This window comes from Labrys miyagiensis (assembly GCF_030160835.1).
In the GTDB taxonomy this organism is placed as follows: domain Bacteria; phylum Pseudomonadota; class Alphaproteobacteria; order Rhizobiales; family Labraceae; genus Labrys; species Labrys miyagiensis.
Genome location: NZ_BSPC01000021.1, coordinates 1 through 24,384, shown reverse-complemented (window position 1 = coordinate 24,384; position 24,384 = coordinate 1). Strand labels below are relative to the sequence as shown.

At 59.7% G+C, this 24,384-nt stretch carries 22 protein-coding genes and 2 pseudogenes; 9 read left to right on the top strand and 15 right to left on the bottom strand.

Annotation, left to right across the window (positions count from 1 at the left end; genetic code table 11):
- Positions 1-13 precede the first annotated feature (13 nt).
- Complete coding sequence (locus QQL24_RS11090; RefSeq protein ID WP_284312051.1) at positions 14-355, top strand: hypothetical protein; 342 nt, start codon at positions 14-16, stop codon at positions 353-355.
- Between the two features lie 79 nt (positions 356-434).
- Here the strand turns inward: QQL24_RS11090 and QQL24_RS11085 are convergent.
- The 6 genes and pseudogenes from QQL24_RS11085 to QQL24_RS11065 form a co-directional block, all read right to left on the bottom strand.
- Positions 435-587: pseudogene (locus QQL24_RS11085) on the bottom strand (integrase); the annotation flags it as partial.
- 16 nt (positions 588-603) lie between these two features.
- Positions 604-1,605: a hypothetical protein gene (locus QQL24_RS11080; protein ID WP_284312050.1), complete on the bottom strand. Its 1,002-nt coding sequence runs from the start codon at positions 1,603-1,605 to the stop codon at positions 604-606.
- 256 nt (positions 1,606-1,861) lie between these two features.
- Positions 1,862-2,020: a hypothetical protein gene (locus QQL24_RS11075; RefSeq protein WP_284312048.1), complete on the bottom strand. Its 159-nt coding sequence runs from the start codon at positions 2,018-2,020 to the stop codon at positions 1,862-1,864.
- 203 nt (positions 2,021-2,223) lie between these two features.
- On the bottom strand, positions 2,224-3,084 hold the full coding sequence (locus QQL24_RS11070) for a zinc-binding dehydrogenase (RefSeq protein ID WP_348536445.1): 861 nt from the start codon (positions 3,082-3,084) through the stop codon (positions 2,224-2,226).
- 12 nt (positions 3,085-3,096) lie between these two features.
- Positions 3,097-3,249 carry a hypothetical protein gene (locus QQL24_RS36430; RefSeq protein ID WP_348536444.1) on the bottom strand — a complete coding sequence of 51 codons (153 nt, stop codon included), beginning with the start codon at positions 3,247-3,249 and terminating at the stop codon, positions 3,097-3,099.
- Between the two features lie 299 nt (positions 3,250-3,548).
- Positions 3,549-4,517: a GlxA family transcriptional regulator gene (locus tag QQL24_RS11065; RefSeq protein ID WP_284312047.1), complete on the bottom strand. Its 969-nt coding sequence runs from the start codon at positions 4,515-4,517 to the stop codon at positions 3,549-3,551.
- A 111-nt stretch (positions 4,518-4,628) separates the two neighbouring features.
- Here QQL24_RS11065 and QQL24_RS11060 point away from each other — a divergent pair, with 111 nt between their 5' ends.
- From QQL24_RS11060 to QQL24_RS11050, 3 genes are all read left to right on the top strand, one after another.
- Positions 4,629-5,969: an epoxide hydrolase family protein gene (locus QQL24_RS11060; RefSeq protein WP_284312046.1), complete on the top strand. Its 1,341-nt coding sequence runs from the start codon at positions 4,629-4,631 to the stop codon at positions 5,967-5,969.
- A gap of 730 nt (positions 5,970-6,699) precedes the next feature.
- The gene (locus QQL24_RS36590) at positions 6,700-6,933 is read left to right on the top strand and encodes a response regulator transcription factor (protein WP_431310673.1); all 234 of its coding nucleotides are present in this window, start codon (positions 6,700-6,702) and stop codon (positions 6,931-6,933) included.
- 14 nt (positions 6,934-6,947) lie between these two features.
- Positions 6,948-7,655 carry an IS6 family transposase gene (locus tag QQL24_RS11050; protein ID WP_284312045.1) on the top strand — a complete coding sequence of 236 codons (708 nt, stop codon included), beginning with the start codon at positions 6,948-6,950 and terminating at the stop codon, positions 7,653-7,655.
- Positions 7,656-7,781: 126 nt separating this feature from the next.
- Here QQL24_RS11050 and QQL24_RS11045 read toward each other — a convergent pair.
- The 4 genes and pseudogenes from QQL24_RS11045 to QQL24_RS11030 form a co-directional block, all read right to left on the bottom strand.
- Positions 7,782-7,874: pseudogene (locus QQL24_RS11045) on the bottom strand (IS6 family transposase); the annotation flags it as partial.
- Positions 7,875-8,022: 148 nt separating this feature from the next.
- A complete protein-coding gene (locus QQL24_RS11040; RefSeq protein ID WP_284312044.1) occupies positions 8,023-8,592 on the bottom strand; it encodes a hypothetical protein in 570 nt (189 codons plus the stop codon).
- Between the two features lie 135 nt (positions 8,593-8,727).
- The gene (locus QQL24_RS11035) at positions 8,728-9,792 is read right to left on the bottom strand and encodes a tetratricopeptide repeat protein (RefSeq protein ID WP_284312043.1); all 1,065 of its coding nucleotides are present in this window, start codon (positions 9,790-9,792) and stop codon (positions 8,728-8,730) included.
- A 360-nt stretch (positions 9,793-10,152) separates the two neighbouring features.
- The gene (locus QQL24_RS11030) at positions 10,153-10,593 is read right to left on the bottom strand and encodes a helix-turn-helix domain-containing protein (RefSeq protein ID WP_284312042.1); all 441 of its coding nucleotides are present in this window, start codon (positions 10,591-10,593) and stop codon (positions 10,153-10,155) included.
- A gap of 69 nt (positions 10,594-10,662) precedes the next feature.
- Between QQL24_RS11030 and QQL24_RS11025 the strand changes: the two genes are divergently transcribed.
- Positions 10,663-11,901: an MFS transporter gene (locus QQL24_RS11025; protein WP_284312041.1), complete on the top strand. Its 1,239-nt coding sequence runs from the start codon at positions 10,663-10,665 to the stop codon at positions 11,899-11,901.
- A gap of 339 nt (positions 11,902-12,240) precedes the next feature.
- On the opposite strand, the gene QQL24_RS11020 is transcribed toward QQL24_RS11025, so the two are convergent.
- The 3 genes from QQL24_RS11020 to QQL24_RS11010 form a co-directional block, all read right to left on the bottom strand.
- Positions 12,241-12,507 (bottom strand): hypothetical protein, encoded by a 267-nt coding sequence (locus tag QQL24_RS11020; protein WP_284312039.1) that lies wholly within the window; start codon positions 12,505-12,507, stop codon positions 12,241-12,243.
- Positions 12,508-13,035: 528 nt separating this feature from the next.
- A complete protein-coding gene (locus QQL24_RS11015; RefSeq protein ID WP_284312037.1) occupies positions 13,036-13,494 on the bottom strand; it encodes a carboxymuconolactone decarboxylase family protein in 459 nt (152 codons plus the stop codon).
- A 390-nt stretch (positions 13,495-13,884) separates the two neighbouring features.
- Positions 13,885-14,721, bottom strand: coding sequence for an alpha/beta fold hydrolase (locus QQL24_RS11010; RefSeq protein WP_284312125.1), 837 nt, complete (start codon positions 14,719-14,721; stop codon positions 13,885-13,887).
- 932 nt (positions 14,722-15,653) lie between these two features.
- On the opposite strand from QQL24_RS11010, the gene QQL24_RS11005 reads away from it, so the two are divergent.
- The 4 genes from QQL24_RS11005 (at position 15,654) to QQL24_RS10990 (ending at position 20,911) form a co-directional block, all read left to right on the top strand.
- Positions 15,654-17,210 carry an ABC transporter substrate-binding protein gene (locus QQL24_RS11005; RefSeq protein WP_284312036.1) on the top strand — a complete coding sequence of 519 codons (1,557 nt, stop codon included), beginning with the start codon at positions 15,654-15,656 and terminating at the stop codon, positions 17,208-17,210.
- Positions 17,211-17,291: 81 nt separating this feature from the next.
- Positions 17,292-19,061, top strand: a complete 1,770-nt coding sequence (locus tag QQL24_RS11000; RefSeq protein WP_284312034.1) for an oligopeptide/dipeptide ABC transporter ATP-binding protein — start codon at positions 17,292-17,294, stop codon at positions 19,059-19,061.
- A complete protein-coding gene (locus tag QQL24_RS10995; RefSeq protein ID WP_284312033.1) occupies positions 19,058-19,921 on the top strand; it encodes an ABC transporter permease in 864 nt (287 codons plus the stop codon). Before QQL24_RS11000 ends, QQL24_RS10995 begins: the two co-directional genes overlap by 4 nt.
- Positions 19,922-20,911 (top strand): ABC transporter permease, encoded by a 990-nt coding sequence (locus tag QQL24_RS10990; protein WP_284312032.1) that lies wholly within the window; start codon positions 19,922-19,924, stop codon positions 20,909-20,911.
- A 9-nt stretch (positions 20,912-20,920) separates the two neighbouring features.
- On the opposite strand, the gene QQL24_RS10985 is transcribed toward QQL24_RS10990, so the two are convergent.
- A complete protein-coding gene (locus QQL24_RS10985; RefSeq protein ID WP_284312031.1) occupies positions 20,921-22,771 on the bottom strand; it encodes a PAS domain-containing sensor histidine kinase in 1,851 nt (616 codons plus the stop codon).
- A 46-nt stretch (positions 22,772-22,817) separates the two neighbouring features.
- Positions 22,818-23,528 (bottom strand): response regulator transcription factor, encoded by a 711-nt coding sequence (locus QQL24_RS10980; RefSeq protein WP_284312030.1) that lies wholly within the window; start codon positions 23,526-23,528, stop codon positions 22,818-22,820.
- Between the last annotated feature and the right edge of the window lie 856 nt (positions 23,529-24,384).

Here is a 24,384-nt window from a genome sequence, read left to right as displayed (position 1 = left end):
GGAGATTGTTGTCATGGCTGACGATACCGAAAACAGCAGCTTCGATCTTTCCCTGCTCTTGCACCCCGCTCAAGCCTTCGATCATCCAAGGGATGTGCTAGCCGACCCCGATCTGACCTTGCATGAAAAGCACGCCATTCTGGCCTCGTGGGCGTCGGATGCGTGCGCGCTCGAAGCGGCACCGGCACTGCGTGAGATTCGCCGGGGCTGGATTGTTCCCTTCGATGACTTGATGGACGCTTTGCGGGCACTGGACAGCAGCCGGGGTGACGGCGCACTACGCTATGACCGATCCGTGCGGCGTCGCAAATTCTCGCGCTCCTGCTTTGAGGGAGGCAACCGGTTAGCCCAATGACGAGAACCTTGGGCGCGAGGATTGTGTCGAGGCTGGAGGCTATCCCGCACCAGTCTCGCCGACCAGAGCCCGTCTCGCATTAACTGCTCCCCCTTGCATCGATCGTGAACCCGAGCGATCGTACAGGGCTTTCAAGTTTTGTGTGACCGAGCATCGGCTGGCAATCGCGCAGATTTCCAGTTCGTCTGTAAATCAGCGAGACCTTTGTTCGCCGCAAGCTGTGTGTGCTATATTCGCTCACCGGCTGATCAATTCGATATCTTGTAGCCAAGCATATCGAAGCAATTTTCATTTCCGACGCGATAAAGCGAAAGTGTCTGCTTTGCCTGCCGGATCCACTCCTGGTGAGAGCCATATGTCCTGGAGAGGGGCTCTATCGGACGAGGGGAAGAAAAAATGCTGCCCTGACTGACCAGCCAACAGGCGCGTGCGAAAGCACGACGGCTCCGATCTCGAAGGAGATCGAGATCATAGAGGATGTCGAGAGCTTCGCGCTTTGCCTTTGCTGCCGCGACAGCATTCGAAATCGCTTCTTTTGGATCGGTGGGTCCGAGCGCCTCCTGCAGATCTCTAAAATCGGCGCTCAACTGCTTGATGGCGTATTTCAGCTCATTTTCCTCACGGTGCATCGCGAACAACAAGGCAGGATCCAGCTCGGTTATGAGAGATGATCCTTGAAAATCTGTCGAGAAGTCGAGATCGTTGAAATCCTCCTGTGGGACATCTCGCTCGACGAGCCTCATATCTTCGATTTGCTTCACCAGCTGGTCGCCGCTCGACCTCACGGCACCGTTCTTGCCGCCATCTTCAGGACGGACATAAGCGCCTCCCTCGTCGAGGATGTCATCATATTCCGATAAGAACTCCAGGTCGGCTGAGGTTCGACCGATCCGCGACGCGAGCCTCGCAAGCACCTGTTGGCTCTCAGCTTCGCGCCGCCGTTCGTCCTGATAGTTTTGCTGAAAAAAATAGATGAACAGCGAAACGCCGATGCCGATCAGGAGTACGCCCAGCTGCGTGGCGATTCCTCGATAATATTCATAGCGTTTCTCGCGGAAGGTCTTGCCTTCCAGGCCGGCAGCTTCAATCCTGTGCGTCAGGCTCAGAGAAGCGATGAGCAAAGCCAATCCAGCCAGGATCAGTGCGCCAAAGAGACCGTAGCCGAGGTCGAGATTGCCGAGATGCATGAGCTTCATCGTGTCGAACATGCGCGGAATGTTGGAGATTGCACGCCGATCACCATCTGACAAGCCTTGGCTTGTCATTGGCACTGGAGGAAGGACTGCGCCAAGAGCGGCCCTTGGTCTTATACCTGGTAGCGGACGCACCTCGCTTCAGTTGCTCTGCCGATAATGCCCATTTCTCGAAGTAGGCATTAGGTCAGCGGAATGCCTTCAATGATGTTGAGCCCATCCGGTTGCAGCCTGACGTTACGCCAAGGAGCGACGCGGCCAAAGTGAGTTCCTTGGGCGCGACGTCGAGCGCGCTCGACAAGCGGTATCGACATCATCGAAAAATGTCTGCGCCAATCAGGTCGTTGTTGTCGAACATCGGGATCGCGGGAGGCGGCGAAATCAGCGGCCTGCCCAGTGCCGTCGCCTTGAACGCATGCTGAAGCTGGACGGCGCCTTGGGGATCGCCCTTGATCTCCACGCGACCCAGCATCTAGGCCTTGCTGGAGTGCAGCGCGATACGGGCCGCATCGACTGGAATGCTACCGTGGAAGTCCGGCGCCACCAGAGCGAACTTTGCCATATGGCTTCGATGGAAACGTCCGCTCGTTGATGTTGACGACCACCTCGCCCCATTCATCGAGAATCTGCGCCGTGTAGTACCGGTCCTTGATCTCACAAGGCACCAAGCTGATTCTAATGCCGCGTCATCTCGATCACCATGCGAAAGCGAGCCTTGTTAGCGAGCATCCTGGCATAGGCCTCTGGAGCGCGCTCGAAAGGCACCGTTTCGATCGTGGCGCGCACATCCTCCAGCAGGCTGAAGTTGAGCGTGTCTTCGATCTCGATCGGCGTGCCGGTGTTGATGCCTGCGATCACATGCTCGCCAAAGAGAAGATCGCCGACATTGAACTGCATCGGCTCGGCGCCGGCGCCGACAATGATGAGTTGACCTTTCGGCCCGAGCCCTCGCAGCAAGGGCCCGAAGGTCGCTGGGCTTGAGGCCGTCGCTACAATGACGCTCGCCCCGCCGAGCGCCTGTAGCTTCTCTGCTGGATCTTCCGCCGCACTGTCGATGTAATAATGTGCCCCGAGAGAAAGGGCGAGTTCCCTCTTGTCGGGGCCACGGGCGATCGCGGCGGTGCGCAGTCCCATGTGGCGCGCGAATTGCACGGCCAGGTGGCCGAGGCCTCCAACACCCTGGATGGCGACGAGGTCGCCCGCCTTGGCCGCCGATTTTCGCAAGGCATTGAAAGTTGTGACGCCGGCACATTGCAGTGGCGCTGCCTCGGCTGCTTGCAGCGCGTCGGGAATGGCGACAAGGGCGTGCTGGCTCGCGGTTATCATCTCGGCATAGCCGCCGTCGAGATGCATGCCGGTGATGGCTTGGTTGGCGCAGTTGATGTGGTCCCCCCGCTGGCAGGACACGCAGTAGCCACAGCGGCCGCCGAGAAAGCCGACGCCGACGCGCTGGCCGACGGACCACCGTGTGACTTGGTCACCCATGGCATTGATACGACCGACTGCCTCGTGGCCAGGGACTCTCGGATAGGTCACGCCGGGAAAGCCTCACTCCACCGTAAGCACGTCTGTGTGGCAGACGCCACAGGCCTCCACCGCCACCCGCACCATGCCAGGCGCGGGCGGCGCTATCGGCCGCTCCACGAGCTCGAGCCTGCCATCACCCACGGTTTGAAACGCCCGATATGTCGTTTTTGCCATATTTATCCTCCCCATTGCGCGCGGATAACCAGCAACTCGTTATTGTGTGCGGGCCTCAAGAGGTTATTCCCGGCCAGGTCGAGTCTGCGGGATTGGTGGCGTTGACCTGATATTGCCACGAGGACAACGCAATTTGTAGCAGTGAAGCGGCCTTACGCGTGCCCATTCGGGCCACCGCAGATCGCTTATGCCAGGCGACTTCAAAGTTCCAGTCGGGGCCAAACACACAACTCCCTGAAAGTGTACACCGCGCGCATCGCAATCGGGGGACAACGGCAGCTCATCGCAGTCCTATTGCGCTACGGTTCGATTGCACTCACAGCGATATCGATCGGTTCGCCTCGGAGGCTGCGGCGAATGGCTTGTGGCGGTTGTCCGAATGCGCGGAGAAAGGCGCGACGCATGCGGTCTCGATCGGCAAAGCCGGCTTGCCGGGCAATGACATCGATCGGATGGCGGCTCTGCTCGATCATCAGCCGTGCGGCCTCGGCACGGAGGCGTTCGACGACCTTCGCGGGCGATTGCCCCGTCTCGGCCTGAAAGGCTCGGCTGAACTGACGCGGGCTGAGATTTGCAACCTTCGCCAATTGGGCCACGGAAAGCTCCATCTGAAGATTACGCCTCATGTGGGTCAACGCGCGCTGGATGCGATCTGTTTTAGGTGCGAGGTCGAGAAGCTCAGAGAATTGCGACTGCCCTCCCCCACGCCGATGATAGACAACCAGCTTCCTGGCGACAGTCCGAGCGATCGTTGCCCCCAGATCCTGCTCAATCAACGCCAGCACCAGATCGATCCCGGCACAAGCACCCGCCGATGTCCATATCGCACCATCAGCAATGAAGATTCGATCTTCATCAACCTTCACGTCGGGGAAGCGCGCCGCCAGCTCACGCGTGTAGAACCAGTGCGTCGTGGCGCGCCGGCCGTCGAGAAGCCCCGCTTCAGCGAGGACAAAGGCGCCCGTGCAGATGGACATCACGCGACGACAACGATCGGGCGCTGTGCGCAGTTCTTCGATCAGTTCGGGCGGAGACGACACAACCGCGGTGCCACCCGCCATGATCAGCGTGTCGTAGGGCGACGAGTGCACCTTTGTGGTTGCAACGGTCACACCAATCGAACTGCGCACTGCGCCGCCAGCAACGGACAGTAGTTCGACCTCGTAGGCCGGATCCCCCGTTGCCAGGTTGGCATACTCGAAGACTGACAATGCCGCTAGCGAAAGCAGATGAAACCCCGGATAGACGACGAAACCGATGCGTTGCATGGTCCCACCCCGCGATGTCTCAAATCGCCGTTTATATGACATTGGAGCCATACAGGAGCAAGCCCATCTCCAGTTCTCTCGACTTAGAGACGAGAAAATAGGAGAACGATCATGTCCATCATCAATTCAGCACTGAAACGGCGAGACTTCATTACCACGTCGCTGATCGGCACCCTCGGCCTTGGCCTCCCGCTGTTGTTTAACTCGGCGCCGGCTCAAGCCTTGGGCGGTGTTCCAAGCCCAGCCAGCGGCGTCGCGCCTGGCGACCCGCGCATCCGCGAGTTCCGCATTCGCGTTCCCGACTCGGCCCTTGCCGACCTGCGTCAGCGCCTCGCCGCCACACGCTGGCCCGACCGCGAGACGGTGCCCGACACCTCGCAGGGCGTGCAGCTCGCACGGCTGCAGGCAATATCCAGCTACTGGGCCACGTCGTACGACTGGCGCAAGATCGAGAAGCGGCTGAACGATCTGCCACAGTTCGTCACGCAGATAGACGGCTTGGATATCCATTTCATCCATGTCCGTTCGCGCAACCCTAACGCTCTGCCCATCATCATCACGCATGGTTGGCCGGGGTCGATCCTCGAGATGGTCAAGGCCATCGGCCCGCTGACCGACCCGGTCGCGCATGGAGGGCAGGCGGAGGACGCCTTTCACGTCGTGATCCCATCGATTCCCGGCTACGGGTTCTCGGCCAAGCCGCGCGAGCTCGGATGGGGGCCGGACCGCGTCGCGCGCGCCTGGGATGTGCTCATGAAGCGTCTGGGATATACCCGGTATGTTTCGCAGGGTGGCGACCACGGCTCGGTGATCTCCGACGCGCTCGCGCGCCAGAAGCCCACGGGCCTCCTGGGTATCCATGTCAACATGCCGCCCACCATCCCAGCCGAGTACGTCAAGGCTATCAATGCCGGCGACCCGCCGCCCGCGGATCTGCCTGAGTCGGAACGCGTGGCTTTCGAGACCCTCAGCAGGTTCTTCACCCGCAACGCGGCCTACGGCGCGCTGATGGTGACGCGCCCTCAGACGATTGGCTATGGGCTGTGCGACTCGCCTGTGTCGCTCGCCGCGTTCATGTACGAGAAGATCGCCGAGTGGACGGACAGTGGGGGTGAGCCCGAGCGCGTGCTCACGAGGGACGAGATCCTGGACGACATCTCGCTCTACTGGCTTACCGATACCGGTGCGTCGGCCAGCCGCTTCTACTGGGAGAATAATAACAACAATTTCAGCGCTGCGGCCCAGAAGACGACGGAGATCACGATCCCGGTCGCCGTCACCGTGTTCCCCGGCGAGATCTATCGCGCGCCAAAGACGTGGACGCAGCGCGCCTATCCAACGCTGCACTACTTCAACGAGGTCGACAAGGGCGGCCACTTCGCGGCGTGGGAGCAGCCGGAGCTGTTCGCCGCTGAGATGCGGGCAGCGTTCCGCCCGCTGCGCCAGGCCTGAAAGGGGCGGTGGGGCGGTGCGAAGCGACCGTCCCACGTCTTTCCTCAAATCGCCACTGTTCACGGCAGCCCAGGTTTCTGACTGCTCGAGAACCTCGCGCATGCCCTCACTTTTGGACCGCCTCGAACTAGGTGATCTCGCTCTTCGGAACTGCGTTGTCGTGGCGCCTCTCACTCGCCAATGTTCATGAGGGAGGCAGTCGGCATGTCTGTTGGGACCCAGATAACGAAATGCACGCCGGCGGAATACCCCTGAAGCAAGCTGCGGTAGCGGCGCAATATCCGGTTTTTGGACGGGCGGATCAAAAGTCACCGTTTCCTAACGATCAACCGCGATACTCCTCATGTTCGCAGATCGCGAATGCAGCCCGGATGATGTTTTGTATCGCGTACTCCAGGGCCGCCTTGCCTATCCAGTGCCGCCGCTGCGATCTGTGCCTCAGGACGGGGAGCCTTTCGACTTTCACAACGTACTGGCGGGAAGTCACTCAAAAAGGGACTTTCAACGGTGCCCCATCGCTGGAAGATTTGTGGGCTCCTTGCTCCGATTTGACTGAACAGCGCGGTGAGACGTCGCCGCCTTGATTGCAGCATCACGAGGTGCACCCCTGCCTCTAAACGAGCGCTCATCATGGCTGCATCGATACGTAAGTATCATGGACGCCCGTCGCTACAGTGGCGCATTATTGTGGCACCGTGCCGGTGCACCCCAATGATTTAGGGGAATATTGATGATACTTCAGAACGCAGCTTACTATGTTTTGAGGCCACCGCCGATGTCGCACGTCACGCCGATTGTGTTCGTTGTGGATGACGATATTTCGATGCGCGAAGCCTTGGAGGCTCTAATTCGTCAGGCCGGCTGGCAGCCAGAGACGTTCGCGTCCGGCGGAGAGTTCCTCGCTCGAGCACAAAGCCTGGAGCCGGGCTCTGTCAGAGCAAATTTGCCGAAGGTGGAGGGGTAAGGTAGGGAGCGAGGATGTCGCGCCCCAAACCCAATCTGTTTCGCTATTTCAATTCGTCGCCGGAGGTGATCCGCCTCGCTGTGATGATGTACGCGCGTTACCTCTTGTCATTGAGGAATGTGGAGGATCTGCTGCATGAGCGTGGCATCGACATCTGCCATGAGACAGTGAGATTTTGGTGGAACCGCTTTGGCCCGCTATTCGCGGCCGAGATCGGCAAAAGGCGGGCGAGGGCCGGAAATTGCATCCGCTGGCGATGGCACGTCGATGAGGTTCTCGTGACGGTCAACGGCGAGCTCCACTATCTTTGGCGAGCCATCGATCACGAAGGCGAGGTGTTGGAGTTCTTCGTGAGCAAGACGCGGGACAAGGTCGCCGCCTTGAAATTCCTCAAGCGAGTCATGAAGCGCTATGGCCGTCCTGAGATCATTGTCACCGACGGATTGCGCGCCTATGGCGCGGCCATGAGGGATTTAGGCAAGCTCACACGCCGGGAAGTGGGCCGTTGGAAGAACAATCGTGCCGAGAATTCCAACCAGCCGTTTCGACGACGAGAAGCGGCGATGCTCAAATTCCGCAGGACGAAGACGCTTCAGAAATTCGTCGCCGTCCACAGTCAGATCCACAACCACTTTAATTCGGAGCGCCACCTCGTCAGCCGGGAAATATACAAGCGGAGACGCTCGGCCGCCCTGGCCGAGTGGCGGACCGTCGCGGCCTAAACCGAGGTCTGGATTGGCCTTTGTGCACCCGGCGGAGACAACTCGGGGTTAGTCTGACGACACCGATGATCGTGCAAGCCAATGATTTTATTGAACACCCTGTCTCATAATAAGGAGCCTCCCGACAGAGACGTCGAGGCCGCGTTCGGCCAGCAATTCCTCGACATCGCGGTAGCTCAAGGTGAACCGCAGATAGAGCCACACGGCATGCCGGATGATCTCGGGCGGGAACTGGTGAAGGGCCTAGGAAATCGGCTGCATGCCCCTCCCCTACCGCATCACGGCTCACACCGTCAAAGTTCCCGTGACAATGCCTGCCATCGCTCAACACCTCGCACAGAAGAACCGCCCATGGAGGCGCGGGCGATCACGGTTCCTCATCCGGCTGGAACCATGCATAGCCCTTGCCAGTCCAATAGAGCGCGGTGTCGATGCCGGCTTCGGTTTCGATAACCAGCACGTCATTGCGAATCGCCTTGTTCTGGCGCCGGAACGTTACGAAGATCTTGGAACCCCGCTTGGCTAGGTGGACCGGCGGCTTGGCCTCGTGCCACATCGGATCGCTGAAGAAATCGTTGGTGTCTTCACCCTCATAGCCCGTCAGCAGCGTCTTCACCTTGCCATTGCCCTGCACGATGGCCAGCGCCAGATCTTCGCCCCATTTGCCGAGCGGCGCGGTGCCGAAGGTCTTGTCATTCACGATGACGTCGGGGGCCAGCGTCGCCGTGGGCGAGGCGGGAGCAATCTTGACGAAATAGACCCGGTCGGGCAGGCTGTCGCCGGCGAAATCGCCTGTCGCGATCGGCGCGGCAAAGTGCGGCGCCGCCGTGATGCGCGAGCCGAACAGAGCTGGCAGGTTGTCTTGAGCGGCGCGAGCCGGCGCCAAGCCAGCCAACAGGGCAAGGCTGCAAAAAAGGCTGAGTTTAGGAAGCTTCATGAAGGCCTCTAACGCTGCACAGACAATCACATTCCGCTCGCCGCGATCCCTTGCAAGCTCAACCTGTGAATCAGCGTGAATGGCCGGCACAAGGCCGACTATGACGTTCCCAACCATCATGCCGGTGCTGTCCTTTTATTTCGCGTTTTTGGTGCGGAGCAGGCGAAGCGCTTCCAGATTTTCCGCCGCCGTGTCGAATTTCGGATTGATGCGCAACGCTTCCCGGTAATCCGCCATGGCGCGGTCGACGTCGCCCTTGCCGCGCCAGGCGGCGCCGCGGTCGTTCCAGGCGTCCGCGGCGGTCGGATCGATCCTGATCGCCCTGTTGTAGTCGGCGATCGCGCGATCAAGATCGCCCTTGGACTGCCACGCATTGCCGCGATTGGTTAGGAATTTCGCTTGGGGCGCAATGCGGATCGCTTGGGTGAAATCGATGATCGCGCGGTCGTACTCGCCGTTCTTCGCATAGGACAGGCCACGATTGTCGAAATATTCGGGCACAGTGGAATCGAGCTTGATCGCCTCGCTGTCGTCCGCGATCGCCTCGTCGATCTTGCCGAGTTTCTCATAAGCCGCTGCGCGGTTGGAATAGGCGCGGCTGCTGCGTGGATCGATCCTGATCGCTTCGTCGTAATCCTTGACCGCGCGCTCGTAGTCCTTCTTGAAATAGAAGGCGGCGCCGCGATCGCGGAGCGCTATGCTGAATTGCGGATCGAGCTGCAGTGCCTGGTTGTAGTCCTCGATGGCGCGATCGTATTCGCCCTTGTCGTTGAGCACGTTGCCTCTGACGTCGTAGGCCGTTGCGTCCTTTGGATCGAGCTGCACGGCTTCCATGGCGTCCGCGAGCGCACGGTCGAGCTTTCCGTCCGAACGATATGCATTGGCGCGTTCGCGAAAAGCGCGGCTGTTGTTCGGGTCGAGCGCGATTGCGCGATCGAAGTCGACGTACGCCCGCTTCATCTGGTCGATGGTCCAGTAGGCCGAACCGCGATTGATCAACGCGGCCGCGAGGTCTTTTGGCGCGTTCTTCGCGGCCTTGATCAGAGCGTTGCACGCGCCGATGCGCTGCTCCGGCGTGACCGGACTTTCGTCTGTGGCCGCACAGATGTCCGCATTGGCGTTGCGTTGCGCCATGGCCGCCGGGGAGACGAACGTCGCGAGCAGGCAGGCGGCGACAAGAGACGGAATGGTTTGGCGCATGGAAAGCACAGCAGGGCCAAATGTCAAAGACCACCACATAGGACGCAACCTCCCGCCATGTTCGGTTCCCGCTACCATAGTCGGATATTTAGCAGGTGACATGTGCTGTTCGGCACAGACGGCGGTGGCGTCGCCTTAATTGAGTATAGGGTCTGATGAGGGCTTTGATCTGAATTTCAGTCGTCGATCGACGAGGCGATCTCCCGCCAGGTCGTGATGGCATGGGCGCGAAGTTGGCGTTACGACACGAAAGTAGTGAATCTGTCCGACTTTTAAGAACGTATGGCGATCAGCCTGCGAGGATCGATGCTTCGCACCGCAGTGGATGGAACCGTGACCTCTACCACCGGAAATTATCTCTCACCGGTGTCGGGGCTTCTTCGATCTTTCTGTCTTCGCGATCACCCTGCCACGCTTACCAGCGACTTCGACGAGACGTCTGAAGGTGGGACATTCCATATGCGACGGCGCTGGGCAGTCGGCGACGTGACGGAGCGTGTCGCGTAGAGCCGCCAATTCATGGACTTGCCGATCGATCTCGTCGGCCTTCTGATGCAGCACGGCGCGCGGCAGATCCGGCATGCCGTTCGTGCCGAACATGCCGGCGATCTCCTCAAGGGTGAACCCCGCCGTTTTGCCCATCGAAATCAGCTTGAGCTGCATAAGCACCTCCGGCGGAAATTGTCTGCGCAACCCATGCCGCGAAACAGAGGAAATCAGCCCGGCCTCCTCGTAATAGCGCAGTGCCGAAGGTTTGACCCCGCTCTTTGCCGAGACCTCTCCGATATCCAGAAACTTCATACTTGACCTCAAGCCGACTTGAAGTGGCAGCCTGCTCTCGAATGGACATTCAGACAAGAGGCCGCAGAGATGGACCACGTAGAGTCAATCGTATCGGATAGAGGGCAATCGGGGGTCGCGGTGACGCTGGCACTGTCGACCGGGCTGGCATCGCTCGGGACCAGCATCGCCAATATCGCGCTGCCGGCGCTGGCCGAGGCATTTGCAGCACCATTTTCCCAGGTACAGGCCGTCGTCGTCGCATACCTCGCGGCGCTGACGATATCGGTCGTGATCGCAGGCCGGCTCGGTGACAGCCATGGACTGAAGCCCATGCTGATGGTGGGGCTGGGGTTGTTCCTGGGGGCTTCGCTGCTCTGCGCCGCGGCACCGAACCTGTGGCTACTGATCGGCGCGCGAGCGCTCCAGGGCATCGGTGCGGCCTTCCTGATGACGCTCTCCATGGCGCTGATGCGCCAGACGGCGAGCACGCCACGCGTGGGACGGGCCATGGGTTTGCTTGGCACGGTGTCGGCGCTGGGAACGGCGCTCGGGCCATCGCTCGGCGGGCTGCTGATTCCGGCGATGGGATGGCGCGGTATCTTCTGGGTGCAGGTTCCGCTGGCGGCCGTCACCTTCATTCTCGCATTCGCGATGCTTCCCGCCGATCCCCGTAGCGGAAAGACGTCTGCACTGAGCCTGTGGTCGGTGCTGAGCAAGAGCGTCGCGCCCAATCTCGTCGTCAATCTGCTTGTCGCCGCCGTTATGATGACGACGCTGGTGGTCGGCCCCTTCTATCTCGGTCTTGGTCTCGGCCTGAAGGAAGCGCTGCTGGGCTTCATCATGGCGATCGGCCCGGTGATTTCGATCTTCAGCGGCGTTCCTTCGGGGCGGCTCGTCGATGCATGGGGCAGCGGTCGCGTGCTCGCCATCGGCCTCGCGCTTCTCGCCGCCGGCGCCTTTCTGCTGGCGCTCCTGCCGAACATGATCGGCGTTGTCGGTTATGTACTCTCCATCATCGTTCTGACGCCGGGCTACCAGCTCTTTCAGGCCGCAAACAACACCGCCACGCTGGCGGACGTATCCAAGGACCGTCGCGGCACGGTTTCCGGTCTGCTCACCTTGTCCCGCAATATCGGCTTGATCGCCGGCGCGTCTGCGATGGGCGCCGTCTTCGCCTTCGGCGTCGGGACGGAGGACTTCGCCCATGCGGCGCCTGCGGCGGTGGCGACCGGGATGCGGCTGACCTTCCTCGTGGCCGGAGGAATGATGATCGTCGCGAGCGGTGTTGCGCTTTGGGCATCGTACCTCCCCAAACGCCCACTCTGACCGCCGCTAGTTGGGGCAACGACAAGAACTGCTCCCAAAGGCACGATAGGCAGGAACGAATGCAGACCGGACGATCGGAGCTCGCAGGCAGAACACCAAAAAGGGCAAAAGATACTCTACTGGCGCGTCCGAGCAGTGTCTAAACCTCTCGACGCGACCAATTGGCCCCAAACGGTTTCTCCCTTTAACCGACTGAAACACTTGAGCAATTCGCTTAGCGTGTCTGGGGGAACAAATCTTGTTCCGACCCCTACTTGCCCATTTCGACGGCGGGCCGATCGACGCAGCACCTCCCGCTTGGGTAGGTCGCACAGGGTACCAAGCGACAGGTTTTCACCACTAGGAGTCTGAGCGATCCGCGTTGTCTTTGGTAGGTCCATCCGCAGCTCGACGATCGATAACCACTTGCAGCTTCTCGAAATCGGAAGGCGACAACGTCAAACCTTCAACCTTATCGCTGCCAATCTCTTTGATTGTATCTCGCAATTTTTCAGCGGGGACGACGCTCACGCCACCATCCCTCAGGATGATGGCAATCGTTCCAGACGGAATGCGCTCGTTGTGCGCAATGCCGAGACCATCCAGCAGGATCAAATCTTTGCTCATGGGTCACCTCCCTGCCATGGATGGTGCAATCTGGCACTTCGATCCTTAATTTGGTGCGACCTCGATGCAGCCGCCGCCAGCGGCATTGCGATGGGTGTGTCCGACCTAGATTTGTGGGCGGCTACCAGCCCCAGAAACGCCACCACGGCCTGGGTCTTGGATCGATCGAAGTGTCCTGCGACGGAGCCGGGGCTATCGGCGCTTGGCTTCCTGCGGCCATGCTGCTTCGAAGGCAATCCATGAGGTAGTCCTCGGCGCTGCTGGCAACAGCAATGATCACTTTCGTGTCGTCACCCCGTCATGGTCCATGTTGCGGAGCTGCCGAGCCGTGCCGCAAACAACCAAAAGCATACGACGTGATTGAACAGATAGGCCTTGTGTTCTCTCCACGCACGTTCGAGAACCTGCTATACGAGAGGGGTGTCATGTACCTAGACACCCGCCAGCATCCGTTGGTGGATCGGTTCATCTCGAACTTTCTGCTCAACGCATTCGGACCTATTTCGCCGGTCCATTTCGTCGCAGGTTTTAAGCGGCGGCGCGCATGCGATCCGCGGGATGCTGCAGGCGAAAGCCGATCGCCAGCCTGTTCCAGGCGTTGATCGTAGCGACACCGATCGATAGCGCGACGAGTTCGTCTTCCGAGAAGGCCTTCTGGGCTTCCTCGTAGACAGCGTCAGGCGCATGGGTTTCTGAGATTCGGGTGAGGGCTTCCGCCCAGGCAAGAGCGGCCCGTTCCCGTTCCGTATAGAGGGCAGACTCGCGCCAAGCGTCGAGCAACAACAGCCGGTCGTCGGTCTCGCCCAGCTTGATGGCGTCTTGCCGGTGCATGTGTAGGCAATGCGCGCAGCCGTTAATTTGCGACACTCGTAACTTGACGAGTTCGAGCAGCTTCGGGTCGAAGCTGCTGGCAAGCCAGCTCTCGATGGCGATGAGACCCTCGATGCCGCCGTTGTTGCGGGACAGGAAATTCAGGCGCTTGGTCATGTGACACTCCATTACGTAGGGTAATGATTTCATTTTCTCACCGGGGAGCCGGTGCTGTTTTGTCGGCGCCGACGGCTGACGATCTCGGTTAGCGCGAGCTGCAGTTCACCCCTTCCGGGTCGCGAACCTCTGGTGCCCGTCGATTTAATCTTCCGATGAGCCCTTCGTACCGCATGGCCGCTCGAAGGCGATCTGCGCTCAACTTTCCGGCAACGGTATGGGGGTATGGCGAACGACAATCATGCGCAAGACCAGACGACCGACGCCCCCATACCGCGCCACAATTTCTCATGTTCTCCTAACTCGGATATCTTTGGGATTTCTGATAATAATCAAGGACATCTTACCGTTGTCGCTTCCCTGGAGATCGGGGTCGGCCGCCAGAGCACGTCAGCCCTTGATGAAAGCAAGGAGATCCGGGTTCACCACGTCGGCATGGGTAGTGAGCATGCCGTGTGGAAAGCCAGGATAGATTTTCAACGTGCTATTCTTGAGAAGCTTCGCCGAGAGCGGTGCGGAGTCAGCGATTGGCACAATCTGATCGTCGTCGCCGTGAACCACATAGCTTGGCACGCTGATGATCTTCAGATCCTCTGTAAAATCAGTTTCGGAGAAAGCCTTGATGCCGTCATAGTGGGCCTTTGCACTGCCCATCATGCCCTGTCGCCACCAGTTTTGGATCACCGACAGGATTGGCATCTTGCCAGGGCGGTTGAAGCTGTAGAATGGACCGGTTGGGAAGTCGACGTAGAACTGCGAACGGTTGCCGGCAAGCATCTTACGTAGCTCGTCAAACACCTCAATTGGCAGGCCGCCCGGATTCTTCTCCGATTTCACCATGACTGGTGGTACTGCGCCGACGATGACGAGCTTGGCGGTGCGGCCCTGCGGTTGACCGTGCCGGGCGACATAATGCGCCGCCTCGCCGCCGCCGGTGGAGTGGCCGATATGGACTATATTCCTCAGGTCGAGGTGCTCGACAACCGCTGCCGCGTCTGCGGCGTAGTGATTCATGTCGTGACCGTCACTAACTTGCGACGAGCGGCCATGTCCGCGCCGATCGTGGGCGATGACGCGGTAGCCGTGCGCGAGGAAGAACAACATTTGGGTGTCCCAGTCGTCCGCCGATAGTGGCCAGCCATGATGAAACATGATCGGCGGGGCGCTCTTTGGTCCCCAATCCTTGTAGAAGATCTCAACGCCGTCATTGGTTGTGACATAGTCCATGATTGCTGTCCGATTTTGTAAGGGAGATGAGGGAGTAGTGGTGACCGCTTGTGCGAGATCGGGCGGAAGCAGCGCAATTGCGGCCGCTAGCGTGGCTCCACCAGCAAGAAGCGTCCGCCGATCGATCATAGATTGATATGCATTGGTCTCGTTCATTGAATGCGTTCCCGAATGGGCGCGAGTACGTCGGCACAGTGACCGCATGCTGGACCGGGAGGCACCAGCAGAAATCACTGCAGTGGTCGATGCTGCCGCGAGTAGGAAATCTGTGACGTTGCGGCGTCTGCCGGAAGCGTTCCAGCGATCGAGATGCTAGTGCCAGCTACGGCCACTGTCGACTATCGTGCGGTATCATTTGACCTGCGCCAAGGTATAGGGCCGCTGCTTCTCGTGGGCAGTATTGGAGTCGCCAAGTATAGTTAATATGACGGACGCCTGGGAGACCATTTATCTCGTTTACATGCCATCCCATACCGGCATCGTTGCTAACAGCCGGAGAACGACCACACAAATTGAGGAACACTCCCGGCTCGATGTCCTCCGACACGAGACGATGGTGCTGCAAATGCTTTCCATAAACTGCATGCTTTGACGGCGTTACGTCTCGCCGTGATCGACCCTTGCGTCAGCGTGGAAGCTGCTCGATCCGTTGCCAGCGGGCGGCCCGTTGGCAATGCACCCGCGGTCTATGCCCCAGGCATAGGTTACCCCCTGCCTACGGCTAAATAGACCGAGATCCACCAGCGGAGGTACCATTACGCGGAACTCCGCCTGGAAAGCCGCCAATGCCAATCAGAGATACAAAATCGCTCATAGCGGTCAGGCGACGCGGGGGTGGACAAACGCCTCAGGTGCCTTATTGGCCAATAGGGTTGAAGGCGGTTAGCCATCGTGCAGGTTTTGATTTGAGATCAGGCGGACGGGGAAGTTTAGTGCAGACGTATGCTTGCCCGACCAAGCAATTCACCAGGCGCAGCTTCTGCCTAAGCACACTGATGCTTGCGGTCAGTTTGCACGGTTCGTCTGCGGCCGTCCACGCGCAAGATGTTCTCCGCATACCTTATGTGGCCGATATTGGCACGTTCGATCCGGACAACGGGTTTGAGACCGGCGCGGTGAGCGCAATCAACAACGTCTACGAGGGTCTTGTCCAATACGAGCCGGGTTCAACCAGGATCGTTGGACTGCTCGCCCAGAGCTGGGAGATCTCTGACAATGGGCTAACTTACACCTTCCACCTGATCAACGGTGTCAAGTTCCATGATGGCACGGCATTCAATGCGGGGGCGGTCATAGAGTCGTTCGGACGCCGCCGCGATCGTGGACTGATCCTGAGTTACTTCCTGGCCAACGTGAAGGACATGAGGGCGCCCGACGATTCGACGGTCGTGCTCACTTTGGGCCATCCTCAACCTTCCCTCCTCGACGCCCTTTCCAGCCCGTGGGGGCCTAAGATCATCAGTCCGGTAGCGCTCGCGCGGCATGACAACGGCGACTTCGCGACGACTTGGCTCAATGAGCATGCGGTCGGCACAGGTCCATTCAAATTGGCTGAATTCAAACGCGGTCAGCGCTATGTCCTTGAACGCAACGAAGACTATTGGGGCGACAAACCATTCTTCCGGCAAATCTTCATTTCGATCGTGCCCGATATCAGCCAGCAGATACTTCAATTGCAAGCAGGTGCGATCGATGCCGTGCCGATCAACTATCCGTTCGCACAACTCACCAGCCTGCCGGCAGGTCTAGAGATTACCGCCGTCCCGAGCATGATACCCTACGATCTCTTCGTAAAGCCGAACTCGCCGCTTGACGACGCGGACGTCCGCAAGGCGATCTTAGCGGCGATCAACCCGGCGCTGTGGGTCAAGGACGCCTTTGGCGAGTTCGCAAGCCTGGCGAGATCGGTTTATCCGAACGTGATGCTCGACCCAATCAATCCGATCCGGTTCCCGACTGACTTCGAGGCAGCGAAAGCCACGATCGCCAAACATGGCGTGGTCAATTTGGTCATTGGCCTCCATAGCGCGGCCCCAAGCTACGGCCGCATCGCCGACCTGATGATTGCGCAACTGGCGTTGATCGGCGTAAAGGCAACGGCCTACGTGCTCCCGTCCGGCGCTGCTTACAACTTGAAGCACGACCCAAACCCGCCCGATTTACTGCTCACGATCGCAGGCCCGGACGCCGCTCATCCAGAGAACCAGGCCAAGGTATTCTTCACAAAAGACGGTTCCCTCAACTTTTTTGGCCGGGCGCTGCCGGAAGCCGATGCCATCGTCGAGGAGGCCGGACAATTGACCGACGTCAAAAAACGCGACGCTCTCTACGAGAGAGCGGGGCAGATGTATTTCGATGCCGGCATCGTCATCCCGCTTGTCGATGTCGACGATGTGGTTGTCCACGTCAAGGGTCTGAAGAACCTTGGACTCCGTCCCGTGAACCCACCCGGTAACATCGACTTCGCCACCGTTCGCTGGGGACCCTGAATTCCAGCATCCGGTTCATACCGGAAGCGGGTAAGGCTCGTAACGCAGATGGTCAAGCTTTCGCGTCCAATGTCGGAACCCATGGCCGAGCCCGTCCTCGCCGTCAAGGACCTCTCAGTCATTCTCAGCCGCGAAGGTCGTCCTTTCCGCGTCCTCGATGGCATCAGTTTCGACATGCTTCCGGGCGAAATCATCGCGCTGGTCGGGGAAAGCGGTTCCGGTAAGACAAGCATCGGGCTGGCGCTTCAAGGGCTCCTGCCGCGCGAATACCTGCCACAGGTTGCAGGCTCCATACGGCTAGCGGGCATTGAGCTTGTCGGCACGGGAAGGCGCACCTGGCAGTCGGCCCGCCGGCACCTTGTCCGCACCATCTCGCAAGATCCGATGGGCGCGCTCAACCCTACGATGCGGATCCGCCGTCAGATGCGAGAATCCAATGGGGAGCGCGAGGGAACGATCGAAGACTGGCTCAGCCGGACTGGTCTGCCGGACCCGGGCCGCGTCGCCGATGCGCTTCCGCATCGCTTATCGGGGGGCCAGCGTCAACGAGTGCTTATTGCTATGGCGATGATGGCGAGACCGAAGCTTCTCATCGCCGATGAACCGACCACTGCGCTCGACGTCACCACGCAAGCGCAGATCCTCGATCTTTTGCGCGGTTTCGCCCGCGAACAACAGATGGCAATTCTGTTCGTTACGCACGATCTGAGTGTGGCGGCCTCTCTGGCCGAGCGCGTCCTGGTTCTCTACGCCGGACGTATTGTTGAAATAGGCCGCATGCAGGACGTGGCCCGCAATCCCACGCACCCCTATTCCGCCGGCCTGCTCGCCGCTCGGTTCGATCTGGACTCTGATCGACGGCGCCCGCTTCCCACTCTCCCCTCTGAGCGCACGCAATTCATAAATTTCGGGAGCGCCTGCGCATACGCGACACGTTGCCCGATCGCCCAGGCAGATTGCACGACGATCCGTCCACCACTGAAACCCGCTGCCGTCCACGGCGGCACAGTCGCCTGTCTTCACCACGAACAAACCCCATTTGTCTCAGCGCACCGCGTCGATGCGCAACCATGGCCAGTCCAGGCAATCCAGGAAACCGCTGCCTTGAGGCTATCCAACGTCGGAAAAACATATCCGACTGGTCACCGAACGTTTTGGGGACGGCGGCAACCACAGCCCGTTCTCAGGTCGGTCAACCTCTCAATCAAGCTTGGCGAGTGCGTGGGCCTGGTGGGCGAGAGTGGTGCTGGCAAGTCTACCCTCCTGAGGATTGCTGCCGGGCTCGCGGTACCCGACAGCGGCGCTGTTTCACGCTTCGACAAGCTTCCTCCGCAAATCGTGTTTCAAGACCCCGTGGCGGCGCTGACGCCGTGGCTCACAATCGGCGAGCAGATCGGCGAACGTCTGCGTGCCGTGTCGCTGGACTCAGACTACGGCCGCCGTCGCGTCGGAGAGGCAATGAAGCTGGTCGGACTTGATCCGGTGCTGATGGACGCGCTGCCGGGCGAGATGTCGGTCGGGCAATGCCAGCGCGCCGTTTTGGCTCGCGCGGTAATCGTCCCCCCAAGGCTTCTGCTCTGCGATGAGCCGATCAGCGCCATGGACGTCTCGCTGGCGGCCACCACCTTGAACCTTCTTAACGACCTGCGGCGGCGGCTCGACATGGCGATGCTGTTCGTAACCCACGATTTGGCGGCCGCCCGGATCATCGCCGACCGCATCGCGGTGCTTAAGGACGGTGCGTTGGTCGAGATTGCCGATCCGGATGCCATCATTGCCGCACCGCAGTCCGCCTATACGCGGTCTCTTATCGCAGCGATGCCAAGCCTGCAGGCGGCAGGCGGACGATGACCGGCCGGCCAAGCCCGGACACGCTGCCTGCTCGGCCCCGATTCAACTGGCGCGATTTCTTTCGGCGTGCCGGTCGGCTTGAAAGCATCGGCATCGTCGGCGTGCCTGTCGTCACCGTTGTGGCCGTACTGGCGCCCTGGATCACGCCGTTCGACCCACAATTGCGTGTCGCCGGGGCCTACCTGCCGCCTTCAGCCGGACATTGGTTCGGTACCGACGAGATCGGCCGCGACCTGTTCTCGCGCGCCATCCTCGGCGTTCAATATACATGGCTGCCAGGGCTTGCCGTTATCGGTTTCAGTCTCACTTTGGGCTCACTGGTCGGACTGATTTCGGGCCTGATGGGCGACAAGGTCGATCTGGTTATGATGCGGATCGTCGACTTATTCATAGTCCTTCCAGCAACGCTCATCGCGCTCGCCGTCGTGGCTTCACTCGGCCCTGGCCTGGTTAACACGATGATCGCGCTCGCCATTTTCTGGTGGCCTTGGTACGCACGCATTTCTCGTGATGAAATTCGTCGCCTCAAGGCCCGTCCTCATGTCGAGGCGGCGCGTATCGCCGGAGTCCGCGGCCCGCGCCTGCTGTGGCGCTACTTGTTGCCGGGAGTGGTTCCCGCCTTGCTCATCGGCGCCTCATTGGATGTCGCCAACGTCATCATGACGATGTCGCTGATGTCTTTCCTTGGCCTTGGACTGCCTGCACCGGCGCCTGAGCTCGGAGCGATGACGTCACGCACCCTCGATAGTCTCACCGTCCATTGGTGGCTGCCGATCTTGCCGGCCGCGATTATCTTTTTCCTCTGCCTCCTTGCCAACCTTGCGGGCGACGGCATTCGCGCCGCGCTGAGGGGGGCGTAGATGTTGGCATATGTCACCAAAAGCATCGTCGGCGCGGTCGCGGTTCTCCTGGTGATGAGCTTTATCGTTTTCGGTCTCCAGAGCATTATTCCCGCCGATCCAGCGCGGGCCATTGCCGGGCCGAACGCTCCGCCCGAAACCGTCAGGGCGATGCGCGTGCAGCTCGGACTGAACGACCCGGTTGTCGTGCAGTACGGGCGGTTCCTGTTGCGCCTCGCGCATGGGGACTTGGGGACGTCGGTGAGGACCAGGCAGCCGGTGACTGACGACATCCGGCAGTTTCTTCCCGCTACGCTTGAACTCGGACTGGCGTCGATCGCTTTGGGAGTGGCGCTCGCCGGCGTCATGGCGGCGCTTCAGTTCCTGATTCCGGGATCGGGCGGCATAAGGCTCACTATGGTGGGGGTTGGTTCCGTGCCGATCTTTCTGTCGGCTTTGCTTCTAGCCTACTTTTTTTGGTTCCGACTCGAGTGGTTTCCCGGCGCGGGTCGGCTTACCTTTCGTGACTTTACAGGTCCTACGGGACTCAACGTCATCGATGGAATACTCGTCGGCCGGCCCGAAGTCAGCGGCGATGCGCTGCTTCATATGATCTTGCCGGCGCTTGCACTGGCTTTGCCCATCGGCATCGCAGTTGGGCGAAGCCTGAATGGTGCGCTTCACGAGGTTATGAGCCAAGCATATATTCGGACAGCGCGCGGCAAGGGTCTCAGCGAGACAAAGGTGCTGTTGCGCCATGGCCTACGCAATGCCGCTACAGCCCCGCTGTCCATGCTCGGCCTGCAAGTCCGGCTTCTCTTCGGCAACTTACTTGTGGTCGAGCGCATTTTCGGGTGGCCTGGTCTGGGTCTCTACACGGTCCAGGCATTTGCGAACGCCGATCTCCCGGCGGTGTTGGGCGTGGCTATCGTCTTCGGAATCTTGTACATCCTTGTCAACACGCTCATCGAGATCGGACAGTCGATGGCCGATCCACGGATCAATCTCTGAAAGGGCCACTCAGGCGCTTACTGTCCCGGTAGTGTGCGTGCTGGTCTGGGCGGCAGCGCGGATAGGCAGACTGAAGGTTATCGCTGCCCCCCCTGTATCGAGATTTTCCGCCCAAAGCCGTCCGCTGTGCGCTTCGATAATCGAGCGGCAGATTGCCAGGCCCATTCCCATTCCATCCGGCTTGGTTGTGTAGAACGCCTCGAAAATCCGTTCCGGATTCCTAAGCCCGCGGCCGTGATCTCGCACTTCCACCTCGACTGTACCGTCATTTTGATGTCGCGACACGATCCTCAGGCATCGCACGTTAATGCTGACGTCCTGCATCGCTTCTATGCCATTGCGCATGAGGTTGAGGACGACCTGCTCCATCTGGACGTGATCGGCAGCCGTAGCGGGAAGGCTTGGATCGAGGTGAAGGTCCAGCTTGACGCTGCTCGAGGCGAGCCTGTCACCCAGGAGATCGCACACTTCGTGGATCACCGCGTTCAGATCGATTGCGCGCGATTCACCTTCGGTCTTGCTGAACAGCGCCCTGATGCGGCTGATCACCTGCGCGGCCGCATCGGCGTTTCTGATGATTTTTTGGGCGACCCGGATCGCGTGATTGAAGTTTGGTGGATCGGCGTTCAGCCATCTCTGGAACGCGCCAGCGTTGGCCACCACCGCCTGCAGCGGCTGGTTGAGTTCGTGCGCAATGGACACCGACAGTTCGGACAGGCTGGCAAGGCGCAAGGCGCGCGCGAGCCGCTCGTCGGTCAAACGCAAGGATTCCCGGGCGCGGACCTCGTCATCGATGTCAAAGTTGACGCCGTACCAGCGAAGAATAGTGCCATCTTCGTCGCGTAGGGGTTCGAAACGCGAATCGATCCAGCGATATTCGCCATCCTTCCGGCACAGCCGCCCTTTGTGCTGGAGTGACTCTCCACGGGCAAAGGACTTCTGGAACACGGCCTTGACGGCCGTCCGGTCATCGGGATGGAACAACTCCACATGCGAGGCGAATTGCCGGGTTCCTCGCGGTTCCTCCCTGGCCGAGTCGATGCCGGCCCAGTCGACGAACCGCTTGTTGAAATAGTACGGCAATCCCGCGGGCGTCATCAGCCAGATCATAGTGGGAACCGTATCGACCAGCAGCCTGAGCTCCCTCTCGCTTTGGCGAAGCGCGGCTTCCGCCTTGCGCCGGTCGTCGATATCCTCGGTATGGCCATACCAGCCGACAATTCGCCCCCGCTCATCGCGCACGGCAACACCCATATCGCGAAACCACCGATAGGTTCCATCGAACCGGCGCAAACGCCGCTCTGCGATCATCGGCTCGCCCGTCTCTAGGCTGTGCCGCAATTGCACCATGCTCGTCTCGACATCGTCGGGATGAACAAATCTCCGCCACCAGGAAAAATCGTCGGCATCCGTGATCTCGCGCATCTCTTCGGTCGTGACACCAACGTACTGCAGAGCTGCGGAATTGAGGAACCGAAGGCGCCCGTCTGGATAGGCGGACCAACCGAGGCCCGGAATGTCAGTGATACTGGGCCCAGCACCTTGATATAGCCGGTCGTAGAAGCTGATCGTTCTGAATATTTTGACCACCAGCCACAATCCAAGCGCTCCAGCAACAAACGCCGCGAGCTTAACAGGACTGTTTTCTGCCGCGTATGCCGGCGACCACAGGATGAACGCTGAAAGCAGGCTGGCCGCCGCAACCGCCGCCAATCCCGCCTTCCAGCCGACACAGATGCACACGGCAGTGACAGCGACAAGCAGGACTGATGGCTCGTGGGCGAACCATGCAAGCAAGACGCTCGCCGCTCCTATCGCCGCAGCCACGACGCGGCGCTGATGCGATGACGTCAGTTCCATTCGAGACCTCTCGAGACCGGCGTTCGGCCCGCCGTCGCGGTCCCGTCTAGTGAGTCAACTGCGCTCCGGTCCCTGATCGTGCGGTCATCATCCCCCCAGCGGAGGCCATCTTCAACTGGCACCGGATATCGGCTGGAAGCGACTGGCAGACGTTGAACAGATCAGACAGGGACCGCGCGTTCATCTTTTTCATCATATTGCTGCGATGAAGCTTCACAGTGATTTCGCTGATACCAAGCTCGTACGCGATCTGCTTGTTCATCGCACCGGAGACCACAAACTTCAGAACCTCCCGCTCGCGGGGCGTAAGTGTCTGATACTGGGCGGTGTTCTTTCGGGTTACGGCAGAGGCCTCTCTTCGAGCGGTGTCAGCCTCGATGGCTGTAGACACAGCATCTAGGAACGTCTGGTCGCGCACCGGCTTAGTCAGGAAATCCAGTGCGCCCGCCTTCATCGCTTCAACGCTCATGGCAATGTCACCATGCCCCGTCAAGAATATGATCGGCGTCAGTATGTCTTTGGTTGCAAGGAGCTGCTGAAGATCCATGCCGCTCAGACCCGGCATTCGCACGTCGAGAACGAAACAGCCAGGACGGTCGGGTAGCTTCGCGTTAAGCACTTCCTGGGCCGAGGAAAACGATATCGAGTCGATCCCAACTGAACTCAGTAACTCTTGCAGGGAATCGCGAACTTCCGCGTCGTCGTCGACCAGAACCGTTAGAGGGCTATCTAAGGTTTGCGAATTTGCCACGCCCATGGTCCCCCCTCATGGCGATCTGCCGGATACGAATTGACCGTGTTCGTGCGGCAATCATCAACGCATATTCGTCGCACGTTGACTAAACTGCACTCGCGTCCGCCGCGAAAAAATGCGTCGAACCACCGAAAGCGAGGGGAGCCCTCCGATCTTATAGTAGCCTCCCACCCGCTGCGTGAAAGGTACGGGGTGAGCACCGACTGTGCAAGATGATAAAGGATCATGGGGCCATATAGAATTTGAGAGGCTAACCTAGACCTCGGTATAGGTTGCCCACCGTGGGTTTCGTGCTCAATCCCCGCTGAATATAAAGCAGCGCATCACGTCAAGCGTCACGGGAGCTCGCGGCCAGAACGGACACGTATGGATCGCTTGAGTGCCTCAGGCCCATTGATCTTACCTAGCGCCTGGCGATTGCTCCAAGGCCCCTTTATGGCGTGCTTCACGGCCCCTCCGCCGCCCGTTGATGTTCTTGCGAATGGTTCATCATCTGGAACAAGAGCGCGACCCCGTTGCCTTCAGCGAACACTTCTCAACGATCATCACGCAAGGCCACGTCACACACCACGATTCAAAATCGGAGGGCCTATTTTACGGCGTTCGTCTTTCCTCCAGATATGCCAGACATTCCACCCCGGTGAAACAGGCACGAAAAGTCACGTAGAGCCGCTCGATATGCCCAGTGACACCTGCTCGTCGAGAGATCTTACTGATAGAAAGTTGGTCTCAGTGGTTCCGCCATCCGTGACGCCCTGTAACTCCATGTCGATTAATCCGTTGTCCCCAGCAAAGGCGAGTGTAATACCAACGGCCCTAATCATTGACCGATATGGGCCCAATCACGCATTCCGATTGA